Source organism: uncultured Winogradskyella sp. (assembly GCF_963975125.1).
Taxonomy (GTDB): Bacteria; Bacteroidota; Bacteroidia; order Flavobacteriales; family Flavobacteriaceae; genus Winogradskyella.
The window spans coordinates 1-12,302 of sequence record NZ_CAXBGB010000031.1 but is presented as its reverse complement, the minus strand read 5'-3'; the positions used below and the strand labels follow the sequence as shown (position 1 = coordinate 12,302).

Below are 12,302 nucleotides of genomic sequence, written 5' to 3'. Positions count from 1 at the left end.
TTCAATGAATTTTATTAGAGGGCTAATATATTATAAAAAAATCCTAAATACAGACAAAGCGCAAATAAAATCGATGAAATGCACGAATAAAAATATTTAAAAAAATCATCTTACTATATATCAGCAACTTACAAATTAAGTGACTTATGTGAAAAAAACGTAAAATGAAGGTATTTATACATATTCGGTCATTGATTTTATATTATTTTTACATATGTCAAATGAAACCTTGCTGAAGGTAAAGAGTCTATCTATTTCATTTTTTAATGGAAAGAAGGCGAACTCAATTATTAAATCTATATCCTTTGAAATTCTACCAAATGAAATTATTGCTGTTGTAGGCGAATCTGGTTCTGGAAAGTCAATAACTTCACTTGCCTTAATGGGTTTACTACCTAAGGGCATTTCTAAAATTACATCTGGCTCAATTATATTTAATGGTTTAGACCTTACTGAGCTTTCTGATAAAGAATTTCAAACGCTAAGAGGTAAAGATATTGCTATGATTTTTCAAGAACCGATGAGTTCTTTAAATCCATCTATGCGCTGTGGAAAACAAGTTGAAGAAATTTTAAAACGACATTCAAATTTATTAAAAACTGAAATTAAAACGGAAGTATTAAATTTATTTGAAAAAGTAAAACTTCCTAACCCAAATAGAATTGCTAAAGCCTATCCACACGAAATTTCTGGTGGACAGAAACAGCGTGTTATGATTGCTATGGCAATTGCGTGCAAACCAAAATTATTAATTGCAGACGAACCGACTACAGCTTTAGACGTTACGGTTCAAAAAGAAATATTAGAACTAATTAAAGAGATTAAAAAAGAAACTAAAATGAGTGTGCTGTTTATTTCACATGATCTGTCTTTGGTTTCAGAATTAGCCGATAAAGTGATGGTAATGTATAAGGGTGAAATTGTTGAACAAAATGATACCAAATCTATATTTAGCAAACCAGAACACCATTATACCAAAGCCTTAATTGGAGCAAGACCATCTACTGAGTTTCGATTAAAGCAATTGCCTACAATTTCAGATTTCATAGCTAATACAGTTAATGAAAACAGAATCTCTGATAATGATAGAATCGTAAATCATAAAATATTATATAATCAAAATCCCTTACTAGAAGTTATTGATGTTGAAAAGACTTACCTCTCAAAAACTGGTTGGTTCTCTAAAGATGTTCCTTTTAAAGCCGTTGATGGTGTTAGTTTTAAAATATATCCTGGAGAAACTATTGGTCTTGTCGGAGAATCTGGGTGTGGAAAATCTACATTGGGAAATGCCATATTACAATTAGATAAAGCTACTGCTGGTAGTATTAAATATAAAGGGAAAACTATCACAAATTTAAAACCTAGAGAATTGCGCGCTTTACGGAAAGATATTCAAATTATCTTCCAAGATCCTTTTGCTTCATTAAACCCGAGACTTAATATTGGTAATGCTATTTTAGAGCCAATGAAGGTCCATAATATTGGGAGTAATGATGATGAGCGTAAAGAAAAGGTATTAATAATTTTAGAAAAAGTTGGTCTAGATGCTTCGTATTATAACAGGTATCCTCACGAATTTTCTGGCGGGCAAAGGCAGCGAATTGGTATTGCAAGGACTATCGCAATAGAACCTCAACTTATTGTTTGTGATGAATCAGTTTCTGCGCTAGATATTTCTGTACAAGCACAAGTTCTAAATCTATTGAATGATTTAAAAGAACAATTTGGCTTTACATACCTATTTATTTCACACGATTTAGCAGTAGTAAAATATATGGCAGATCAACTAATTGTAATGAATAAAGGGAAAATTGAAGAAATCGGTGATGCCGACAAAATATACGAATCACCTGAAAGAGATTACACCAAAAAATTAATTCATGCTATACCCAAAGGGTTATAGCATGAATACTTTCTTAGTTAACTGTAAAACATTTGAGACTAACCTCATTGTGTTTTTAAAACTTGAAAACATAACGTTTTCGTTTAAAGTAGGTTCTGGTAGATTTGATTGTGTTTTCATAAGCAGTTATTTACGATAGATTTGGGGCAAATCATAAATTTAAGATTATGGTAAATTTGGATATTTATATTTGGGACTGCTAATATGTAACATATTTTATATTAAATAGATTAAATACATTAAAAATCGATGAAATACGTATTTATTTAACATTTAAATGTTTTATTGAGGATTTTACTTACATCTAATTATTAAATAGCTTAAAGCAAAGTTTTATTAAGTATTAATAAATTATAATTCCATCTCAGGTATATCTCCATCAATAACTAAATGACCTTCTGTTGCATTTTTAATTGCTTTAACAGAAACTCCAGGAGCACGCTCTAACAATTTAAATCCACATGTAGTTACCTCTATAACCGCCATATTGGTTACTATTTTCTTTACACAACCAACTCCGGTTAATGGTAATGAACATGTTTTTAACAACTTAGATGCTCCTGCTCTATTGGTATGCATCATGGCTACAATTATATTTTCTGCACTTGCAACTAAATCCATTGCTCCTCCCATACCTTTTACCATTTTACCTGGAATTTTCCAGTTAGCAATATCGCCGTTTTCTGACACCTCCATGGCTCCAAGTATAGTCAAATCAACATGTTGACCTCTTATCATTGCAAAACTAGTTGCTGAATCAAAAAATGAAGCACCAGGCATTGTAGTAATCGTTTGTTTACCAGCATTAATTAGATCTGCATCTTCTTCTCCCTCAAAAGGAAATGGTCCCATACCAAGAACACCATTCTCACTTTGAAATTCAACCTCAATATCCTCTCTTACAAAATTAGCCACCAACGTAGGTATACCAATTCCTAAGTTAACATAGTAACCATCTTTAACTTCTCTTGCAATACGTTTTGCGATTCCGTTTTTATCTAACATATTACTTACGTTGTCTTACTGTTCGTTGTTCAATACGTTTCTCAAAATGTTCTCCTTTAAATATACGCTGAACAAATATGCCTGGAATATGTATTTGATTAGGATCTAATTCACCTACAGGAACTAATTCTTCTACCTCAGCTATTGTAATTTTTGCTGCACCACACATATTTGGATTAAAATTACGAGCAGTTCCTTTAAAGATTAAGTTTCCGGCCGCATCTCCTTTCCATGCTTTAATAAATCCAAAATCGGCATCAAAGGCGTACTCTAAAACATACATCTTTCCATCAAACTCTCTGGTCTCTTTACCATCAGCTACTTCTGTTCCGTAACCAGCTGGTGTATAAAACGCAGGAAAACCTGCTTGAGCTGCTCTAGCTCGCTCTGCTAGTGTTCCTTGAGGAATTAATTCTACATCTAGTTCGCCTGAAAGCATTTGACGTTCAAACTCATCGTTTTCACCAACATAAGATGAAATCATTTTTTTAATTTGTTTTTGCTGTAACAATAAACCTAAGCCAAAATCATCAACACCTGCATTATTAGAAATACAGGTTAAATTTTTTACATTTAGTTTTACCAATTCTGCTATGGCATTTTCAGGAATTCCTGAAAGTCCGAAACCACCGAACATAAAAGTCATATTATCTTTTACACCTAGCAAAGCTTCAGTAACATTCGCTACTTTTTTATTAATCATATCTTGAAAAATTTTGCTTTTGAAAAATACAAAACTAAGGTTAGATTTCATATTAAAATCTAACTAAAATTGAATAACGTTTTATGGTAAAGGAAGGAAGTCCACTTCAACATCAATATTATCTGTTGTATCTAAATCACTACCTAAATCACCTTCATCTAATACAGTACAATCGACGTTTATAGATAGTTCTGAGGGCTTTTCAAATTTTTCTTTAGAGACGTTTAATGTTTTGTCTGCATAACAGGCTTTCATATATAATCCCCAAATTGGCAGTGCCATTGATGCTCCCTGTCCGTAAGTAATTGTTTTAAAATGAGCCGCTCTATCTTCTGCCCCAACCCAAACTCCCGTCACCAGGTTTGGTACCATTCCCATAAACCAACCATCACTTTGGTTTTGTGTAGTCCCTGTTTTACCTGCGATAGGGTTTTTGAATTCGTAAGGGTAACCTGTCATAATCTTCCGATACATTGAGTTCCATTTATCTAGACCACTATGTCTTAATCTTTTCCCTGAACCTGCATTTGTTACCCCTTCCATGAGGTTAACAGTTACGTAGGCCACTTCCTCACTCAATACATCTTTACTTTCTGGTGTAAACTGATATAATACTGTACCATTTTTATCCTCTATACGTGTCACCATTACAGGTGTATTATAAACGCCTTTATTTGCAAATGTAGAATATGCTGCTACCATCTCATAAACACTAATATCTGGAGTGCCTAATGCAATTGCTGGTACTGGTAAAATATCTTGCTCAACACCTAATTTTCTAGCCATTTCAACAACAGGCTGTGGTCCTATTTCGTTCATTAAACGCGCGGTAATTGTGTTTGTAGAACTTGCTAAAGCATCTTTAAGAGTTTGTACACCTGAATAATTACCGTCAGAATTTTTCACTGTCCAAGATTCAGGATTTCCAAATTTATTAGCTTCAATAGTAATTGGTGATCTTGGGAAAGAATCGCATGGTGATAGTTGTAATTGATCTATTGCAGTTGCATATACAAATGGTTTAAATGTAGAACCAACTTGGCGCTTTCCTTGTTTTACCATATCGTACTGAAAATGTTTGTAATCCATACCGCCAACCCAAGCCTTGACATGACCTGTTATAGGGTCCATAGACATCATACCTGTACGTAAAAACGACTTGTAATAACGCATAGAATCTATGGGTTTCATAACCGTATCTACTTCTCCTACTTTTCCATCAACCCATTTAAAAACACGCATTTCTATTGGTTCATTAAATGATGCTCTAATTTCTTTCTCTGACTTTCCTTGTTTTTTGAGTATTCTCCAGCGTTCACCACGTTTCATACCATCGTTCATCAGTTTTTTAATTTCAGACTGATCTAACTCTAAAAATGGTTCGGTTTTATTGCTTTTATTTTGATGGTTAAATTCTGTTTGCAACCTTGGCATGTGCAAAGCCACAGCATCTTCAGCATATTGTTGCATTCGTGAGTCTATCGTCGTAAATATTTTAAGACCATCACTATACAAATCGTATTTGCTTCCATCTGGCTTTCTGTTGTTTTGATTATTTGCCCATTCCTTCATAAATCCTCTAAGGTATTCCCTAAAATAGGTAGCAATACCTTCACGATGGGTTTCTGGTGTGAAATCTAAATCTAATTCTGTTTTTTGTAATGAATCTTTTTCTTTTTGAGTGATGTAGTCATATTTAGCCATTTGAGCTAATACAACATTACGTCTGTTTCTAACACCAACAGGATTTCTTGATGGAATTGGATTATATAATGAAGAATTCTTAAACATACCTACCAACATGGCAGACTCTTTTAAATCTAAATCTTTTGGTTCCTTATTAAAATAAATTCTAGACGCAGAGCGAATACCATCCCCATTATTACCAAAATCATAAATATTAAAATACATGGCAATAATCTCTTCCTTAGTGTATTGGCGTTCTAAACGTATGGCTATAACCCATTCTTTTATTTTTTGGGTCAATCTACTTATTGTACTTGTAGAAGCAACACCTACAAATAATTGTCGTGCTAATTGTTGAGAAATTGTACTGGCACCTCCTCTACCACCTAAAAAGAAAAAAGCTCTTAAGGTACCACGACCATCAATACCAGAATGCTCATAATAACGAGTATCTTCTGTAGCAACTAATGCATCTACTAAATTTTTTGGTAAATCTTCAAAGCCGACAGGTGTTCTATTATCGTCAAAATAAAACTTCCCAAGAGTTTTTCCGTCTGAAGATATAATTTCTGTTGCTAAATTAGTTTCTGGGTTTTCTAATCTGGTATAATCTGGCATTTCACCTAAGAGTCCCCAAGATGCTAATAAGAATAATAAAACTACAGCTAAGACACCGCCAGAAAATGCCATCCAAAACCAACGTATGTATTTTGAAAAATCTAATGCTTCTGATTTAGATTGTTTTACTTTCTTCTTTGCCATAATTACTACTTTTGAGCCTGTTCTACTCTAAAACCAATATCTGTTATTCCTTCTAAATTCACAATACCATTAACTTCGCCATTGCTTCTCATAGCATGCTGAATGTTAACGGTGTAGTCTCCTTCTTCAATAAATTTAAAAGGTGCTTTAAATCCTTTATACCAAAGCTTGTTTTCTTTAAGATCTGAAAAACCAGTGCCTAAAAGTTTACCATTTGGTGCTGCCATTTTATACTCTAAAGTATCCTTAACTACTTTTCCGTTAGGATAATTTAGTTCAACTATTAGGAATAAATTATTAAACTTATAGTCATTAGTATTTCTTAATTGCAGATATAAATCGTAATTCTTTATGGCATCTGGTGCTTTAAAATTAAAACTAGCAACAGAATCCTTATGCCATTTTGATGGTACTGATTTATAGACATCGAACACTACTTTTGAGTCGCAACTTGTGATTAAAAAACATAAGGTAATTACAAGAAGCAATAACCTACTAGTTCTTTTTTGCATTTGTTTTTTGATTACGATTTTTATTTCGGTTTCGATTTCTGTTGCTGTTCTTATTGTTTTTACGTTTGTTATTCGATTTTGGATTATCAAAACGTGTTAAACTATCTTGACCTACAACGTTCTCAAATTCGTTTTTAGTGTCTTGGATGTGCTCAGCAGCATATTCTTCGAGGCTTAAAACTTTTTCTTTATTCTTATTTTTAGCAATGATTTCATTGGCCTGATCTGTAGTGATAATGTGCCAATTCATCCATTCGCCTTCATAGGCATACCACATTAAACCTTTAAAGATATCTGTCTTTTGGCAAACTGCTGTACCTTTTTCGGTGTGTAATTTTGTGTCATTTTTAGGGAATGCTTTTAGGGCATCTAAGTAGGAATCTAGTTCATAATTAAGACAACATTTTAACTTACCACATTGTCCCGCAAGTTTTAAAGGGTTTAGAGACAATTGTTGATAACGTGCTGCCGATGTGCTAACGGATCTAAAATCTGTTAGCCAGGTAGAACAACAAAGCTCTCTTCCGCAAGACCCAATACCTCCAAGTCTAGCTGCTTCTTGTCTAAAGCCAACTTGTTTCATTTCTATACGTGTTCTAAACTCACGCGCAAAAACTTTTATCAGTTCTCTAAAATCTACACGTTCTTCTGCTGTATAGTAAAAGGTGGCTTTACTGCCATCGCCTTGATATTCGATATCCGAAATTTTCATTTTCAGATTTAAATCAATTGCAAACTGGCGCGCTTTTACCTTCATTGGTTCTTCCTTATCTCTTGAAGCAGACCAAATATCTATATCTTTTTGAGATGCCTTTCGATATATTTTTAAAACGTTTTCAGCATCTTCAAGATCTACCTTTTTACGTTTCATTTGCACACGAACCAATTCACCTGTTAAGGTTACCATACCGATATCGTGACCAGATTTTGCCTGTGTAGCCACAATATCGCCTATACTTAGAGTAAGATTTTCAGTGTTTTTATAATAGAGTTTTCTTCCGTTTTTAAAGCGCACCTCGACACCTATAAAAGGATCTTGTCCGTTAGGGAGTGACATATTAGCTAACCAATCAAAAACAGTGAGTTTATTGCAGCTATCTGTGCCGCAAGTACCATTGTTTTTGCATCCTTTTGGTTGGCCGTCTTTACCAGTTGAGCAACTGTTACAAGCCATAAAAATTATATATATTAAATCTAGATGCTTTAAAAATCTAGATATAGGATTCGTAAATAATTAATGAGTAAAGATAATATTATTTATTCAGAAAAATAATTGCATTATATGCGAAGATTAGAGCTCTTTAAAAAACTTACAACTTTCTTATAATGCGAGTTTTGCATAAATTATAATCACAATTTTAGTCTTTATTAAAAATTCAGTAGAAGGTGTTAAAGAATTAAACTTAGAATAACTATCTAATGGTGTGTGTTTTGTATATCTAGAAGGGGGGAAAACAATTAAATTGATTGAGTTAGTCACTTAGTTGCTGTTAGTTTTGATACTGTCATTCAATTAGTTACAATGTGTTTTTCTTTAAAAATATGCAAACATACTGATAGAATCTTCTAGTTCTTCCTTCGGTTTTATGTAACTAGTTTAAAATCAGTAGAAATAAAAATAAAATCACGTTTCTTAAGTGTATAACTCAATAAATTGATTTATAAGTAAGTTTAAACTGGCTCTTAATAATTTCAAATCTTTAAATTAACCGCTAGATGTCTTTAACCCTAATTATTTTAACAGGACAGACTTTGGACGCACTTATACTTGGCTCTAAAATCTCATAGTCTTTAGATTTTAGCGTATGAAATCCTTTTTTATCTTTAGAATGAAGCAAAACAGATTTCCCGTCCTTTTTTGACATTTGAAATTGATTTGGCGCAAGTTCTACACAGTAATTACAGCCAATACATTTGTTACGTTGTAAAGTTATAACGACCATTAGGCTTCAACCTTATTTTCTACTATTTTGTATAATTTATCTGATGGTCTAATTCTAAATTCTAAAGGGATGGTAATAGCATCCCCTTTAGTTCCTTTTTCTAAAGCTTTATCATTAACCAGCATCTCCTTCAGTTGAAATTCTTTAACTCCTGTGGTTGGGCCAGTGATTAAAATTGTATCACCTACAGACACATCATAAGCTTCAATTATAAATTCTCCAATTTGAGCTTTAGGATAAAAATGAACCCCTTTACCAATATAGACTTTCTTCTGTGTAGCATGGCTGCCCGAACTGTTACTCCATTCTCCAAGTTTCTGCCCTAAATAATATCCACTCCAAAAACCTCGATTATAGACTTTCTTAAGTTCTTGCATCCAATAGTTTGATTTCTCCTTTGAATATGTATTATTACCCAAACTATTTATTGCTTCTCTATAACATTTAATGACTTTAGCAACATATTCTGGTGCTCGACCTCGACCTTCTATTTTTAGAACTTTTACACCTGAATCTGCCACCTGATCTAAAAAATCGATTGTACATAAATCTTTAGGAGACATAATATATTCGTTATCTATTTCCATTTTCACTCCCGTTTCTTGGTCTATAACGGTATATTTTTTTCTGCAATTTTGTTTACAAGCACCTCTGTTAGCTGATGAATTGTGAGAATGAAGACTCATATAACATTTGCCAGAAACGGCCATACAAAGTGCACCATGGCCAAAAATTTCTATTTCAATTAACTTGCCTGAAGGGCCTTTAATTTGGTCTTTTTCAATCTGCTCTGTAATATATTTTACCTGTCGTAAACTTAATTCCCTACTCAATACCATTGTGTCTGCAAAGAGAGAATAAAATTTCACCGTTTCAATATTGGTAATATTAATTTGTGTAGAAATATGTACTTCTAGGGCATGCTGTCTTGCTACTGCAATAACTGCCTGGTCCATTGCAATAACAGCTGTTACCTTAGCCTCTTTAGCCTTTTTAATCAACATTTTTACGATAGATAAATCGTGATCGTAAATTATTGTATTTAGGGTTAAATAACTTCTAACATTTTTAGCTTGGCAACGCTCAACTATTTTTGGTAAATCATCTAAAGTAAAATTAATCGAAGCTCTAGCTCGCATATTGAGTTGTTCTACTCCAAAATATATAGAATCCGCACCATTATCTAAAGCTGCCTGCAATGATTCGAAATTTCCTGCAGGTGCCATTAATTCAATGTTTTGCATCACTGTTTTATATTTTATCGTTTTTTTAAGTTTCAAAAATATTCCTCAAATCTTTTTTATAAGGTAAATGATTAGCTCTTCCTTTTTTAAAAATATCATTACTATTACCTTGACCTTTTCTTAACGCTTTTTGCTTCTCGAATGACAATCTATTAATATCCATACAATTTGTTGAGCAGCAATTTTCCATCTTTTCTTTACAAGATTCACATTGAATAAATAACAAATGACAGGCTTCATTTGCACAATTGGTGTGTAAATCTGCTGGCTCACCACATTGATGGCAATTAGCAATAACATCCTCAGAAATTCGCTCTGAACGACGCTCATCAAACACAAAGTTTTTACCAATAAATTTATTTTCTAATTCGTTGGCTTCAACTTGTCTTACATAATTAATAATTCCACCTTCGAGCTGAAACACATTTTTATACCCTTTGTGCTTATAATAGGCGCTGGCTTTCTCACAACGAATTCCACCAGTACAATACATTACTAATTTTTTATCTTCTTTGTGTTCTTTTAAATCATCTTCAATTAAATCTAGAGACTCTCTAAAGGTGTCTACATCTGGAGTTATTGCATTTTTAAAATGGCCAATTTCGCTTTCATAATGGTTTCGCATATCTACCAAAACGGTGTTTGGATCTTCAATAAGTTCGTTAAACTTTTCAGCATTAACATGAACACCTCTATTTGTAACATCAAAAGTGTCATCGACCAAACCATCTGCGACGATTTTATTACGCACTTTGACTTTCAACTTTAGAAATGCAAAATTATCGTGCTCAATAGCAATGTTTAATCTCACACTTTCTAAAAAAGAAATAGTATCTAAATGATTTTTAAAGACGTCGAAATTCTCTGCTGGCACAGAAAGTTGTGCATTAACACCTTCTTTAGCAACATAAATTCTTCCCAAGACCTCTTGTTGATCCCAAGCTAAAAACATGTGGTTTCTAAAAATTTCGGTATTGCCTATTTTGGCGTACTTGTAGAAAGAGATTGTTAAGCGTTCTTTTCCCGCTTTTATAATAAGTTCTGCTCTTTCCTTAGCACTTAAGTTATTGTACAGTTGCATGCTATACTAATTTTAAGGTTAAAGAATAATTATTATACAAAGGTATTATTTTTAATGAAATGCATTAGAATAAGCACAAAAAAAGCACTTTGAAAGTTTCAAAGCGCTTTTTAGATTAACTACTAACTTAAAACAAATTAAAAAAGTTAATCGACATCGGCTTCACAGTATTCATTATAATAACAACCACTGAAACACCTAATTCATTACTATTTGGTTGTAAGAGTAAAAAATGCTTTTTTATACTTTTTACAACTGTTATAGGTTTACATAGCAATTATTTCCTTTTTCATTTAGTAGATGTAAAAAGTGTAAAATGGTTGCGTCATAAAATTGAAGTAATTAAAATAAGTGGTATTTTTGGAGATACATTAATGAAGAATTCGCTTAGACGAGTTTAAAGAAAAATAGAAGAAATGAGTAGTGAGAAAGACGCAAAATTAAAGGCATTAAAATTAACTTTAGATAAGTTAGATAAAGCTTATGGCAAAGGTACTGTGATGAAAATGAGTGACCAGGCCATTGTAGATATAGATGCTATTTCATCGGGTTCTCTAGGTTTAGATATTGCTTTAGGAGTTGGCGGATACCCAAGAGGAAGAGTTGTTGAAATATACGGCCCTGAATCTTCTGGTAAAACAACGTTAACGCTTCATGCCATTGCAGAAGCTCAAAAAGCTGGTGGTATTGCTGCGTTTATTGATGCAGAACATGCTTTTGACCGTTTTTATGCTGAAAACTTAGGTGTGGATATTGATAATTTAATTATTTCTCAACCAGATAATGGTGAGCAAGCCTTAGAAATCGCAGATAATTTAATTAGGTCTGGTGCTATTGATATTGTTGTTATTGACTCAGTAGCTGCATTAACGCCAAAAAGTGAAATTGAAGGTGAAATGGGAGATTCTAAAATGGGCTTACATGCGCGTTTAATGTCTCAAGCTTTAAGAAAATTAACCGCTTCAATTAGCAAAACAAATTGCACTGTGATTTTTATTAACCAGCTACGTGAAAAAATTGGTGTAATGTTCGGTAATCCTGAAACCACAACTGGTGGTAACGCCCTTAAATTTTATGCTTCTGTTCGTTTAGACATTAGACGTTCTACACAAATTAAGGATAGTGATAGCAATGTAATGGGTAATAAAACCAGAGTTAAGGTTGTTAAAAATAAAGTAGCGCCACCATTTAGACTCGCAGAATTTGATATTATGTATGGTGAAGGTATCTCTAAAGTAGGTGAGGTTTTAGATTTAGCTGTAGCACACGAAATTGTAAAAAAGAGTGGTTCTTGGTTTAGTTACCAAGACACTAAGCTTGGTCAAGGGCGCGATGCTGTTAAATCCCTCATTAAAGATAATCCTGATTTAATGGATGAATTAGAGGAAAAAGTAAGAGCCCTAATAAATGATTCTAAATAGAGAAAATTAAAATCCTGAATAAAAATTCAGGATTTTTTT

10 protein-coding genes are annotated in these 12,302 nt (G+C 33.0%); 2 read left to right on the top strand and 8 right to left on the bottom strand.

The features are described 5' to 3' along the window. Positions 1-214 precede the first annotated feature (214 nt). Positions 215-1,906, top strand: coding sequence for an ABC transporter ATP-binding protein (locus AAC053_RS06245; RefSeq protein ID WP_339754180.1), 1,692 nt, complete (start codon positions 215-217; stop codon positions 1,904-1,906). 351 nt (positions 1,907-2,257) lie between these two features. Here the strand turns inward: AAC053_RS06245 and AAC053_RS06240 are convergent, their stop codons facing one another. The 8 genes from AAC053_RS06240 to AAC053_RS06205 form a co-directional block, all read right to left on the bottom strand. Next, a complete protein-coding gene (locus tag AAC053_RS06240; RefSeq protein WP_339754178.1) occupies positions 2,258-2,911 on the bottom strand; it encodes a 3-oxoacid CoA-transferase subunit B in 654 nt (217 codons plus the stop codon). Position 2,912: 1 nt separating this feature from the next. Beyond that, on the bottom strand, positions 2,913-3,614 hold the full coding sequence (locus AAC053_RS06235; RefSeq protein ID WP_339754175.1) for a CoA transferase subunit A: 702 nt from the start codon (positions 3,612-3,614) through the stop codon (positions 2,913-2,915). Between the two features lie 81 nt (positions 3,615-3,695). Further along, a complete protein-coding gene (locus AAC053_RS06230) occupies positions 3,696-6,062 on the bottom strand; it encodes a transglycosylase domain-containing protein (protein WP_339754172.1) in 2,367 nt (788 codons plus the stop codon). 5 nt (positions 6,063-6,067) lie between these two features. Beyond that, on the bottom strand, positions 6,068-6,574 hold the full coding sequence (locus tag AAC053_RS06225; RefSeq protein WP_339754169.1) for a gliding motility lipoprotein GldH: 507 nt from the start codon (positions 6,572-6,574) through the stop codon (positions 6,068-6,070). Next, positions 6,558-7,748: a regulatory iron-sulfur-containing complex subunit RicT gene (ricT, locus tag AAC053_RS06220; RefSeq protein ID WP_339754166.1), complete on the bottom strand. Its 1,191-nt coding sequence runs from the start codon at positions 7,746-7,748 to the stop codon at positions 6,558-6,560. The genes AAC053_RS06225 and ricT overlap by 17 nt, the downstream gene beginning before the upstream one ends. 538 nt (positions 7,749-8,286) lie before the next feature. Beyond that, a complete protein-coding gene (locus tag AAC053_RS06215) occupies positions 8,287-8,517 on the bottom strand; it encodes a ferredoxin (protein ID WP_339754163.1) in 231 nt (76 codons plus the stop codon). Continuing rightward, complete coding sequence (locus tag AAC053_RS06210) at positions 8,517-9,761, bottom strand: peptidase U32 family protein (protein ID WP_339754160.1); 1,245 nt, start codon at positions 9,759-9,761, stop codon at positions 8,517-8,519. The genes AAC053_RS06215 and AAC053_RS06210 overlap by 1 nt, the downstream gene beginning before the upstream one ends. A 25-nt stretch (positions 9,762-9,786) precedes the next feature. Beyond that, complete coding sequence (locus AAC053_RS06205) at positions 9,787-10,842, bottom strand: rhodanese-related sulfurtransferase (protein ID WP_339754157.1); 1,056 nt, start codon at positions 10,840-10,842, stop codon at positions 9,787-9,789. 416 nt (positions 10,843-11,258) lie between these two features. Between AAC053_RS06205 and recA the strand changes: the two genes are divergently transcribed. Then, the gene (gene recA / locus AAC053_RS06200; protein WP_339754154.1) at positions 11,259-12,263 is read left to right on the top strand and encodes a recombinase RecA; all 1,005 of its coding nucleotides are present in this window, start codon (positions 11,259-11,261) and stop codon (positions 12,261-12,263) included. Positions 12,264-12,302 lie beyond the last annotated feature (39 nt).

What these genes read in the sequence shown, in the direction of transcription:
- AAC053_RS06230 (WP_339754172.1), bottom strand. Translation starts at nt 6,062, where the DNA reads ATGGCAAAGAAGAAAGTAAAACAATCTAAATCAGAAGCATTAGATTTT.
- AAC053_RS06240 (WP_339754178.1), bottom strand. Translation starts at nt 2,911, where the DNA reads ATGTTAGATAAAAACGGAATCGCAAAACGTATTGCAAGAGAAGTTAAA.
- AAC053_RS06245 (WP_339754180.1), top strand. Translation starts at nt 215, where the DNA reads ATGTCAAATGAAACCTTGCTGAAGGTAAAGAGTCTATCTATTTCATTT.
- AAC053_RS06205 (WP_339754157.1), bottom strand. Translation starts at nt 10,842, where the DNA reads ATGCAACTGTACAATAACTTAAGTGCTAAGGAAAGAGCAGAACTTATT.
- recA (WP_339754154.1), top strand. Translation starts at nt 11,259, where the DNA reads ATGAGTAGTGAGAAAGACGCAAAATTAAAGGCATTAAAATTAACTTTA.
- AAC053_RS06210 (WP_339754160.1), bottom strand. Translation starts at nt 9,761, where the DNA reads ATGCAAAACATTGAATTAATGGCACCTGCAGGAAATTTCGAATCATTG.
- AAC053_RS06215 (WP_339754163.1), bottom strand. Translation starts at nt 8,517, where the DNA reads ATGGTCGTTATAACTTTACAACGTAACAAATGTATTGGCTGTAATTAC.
- AAC053_RS06225 (WP_339754169.1), bottom strand. Translation starts at nt 6,574, where the DNA reads ATGCAAAAAAGAACTAGTAGGTTATTGCTTCTTGTAATTACCTTATGT.
- ricT (WP_339754166.1), bottom strand. Translation starts at nt 7,748, where the DNA reads ATGGCTTGTAACAGTTGCTCAACTGGTAAAGACGGCCAACCAAAAGGA.
- AAC053_RS06235 (WP_339754175.1), bottom strand. Translation starts at nt 3,614, where the DNA reads ATGATTAATAAAAAAGTAGCGAATGTTACTGAAGCTTTGCTAGGTGTA.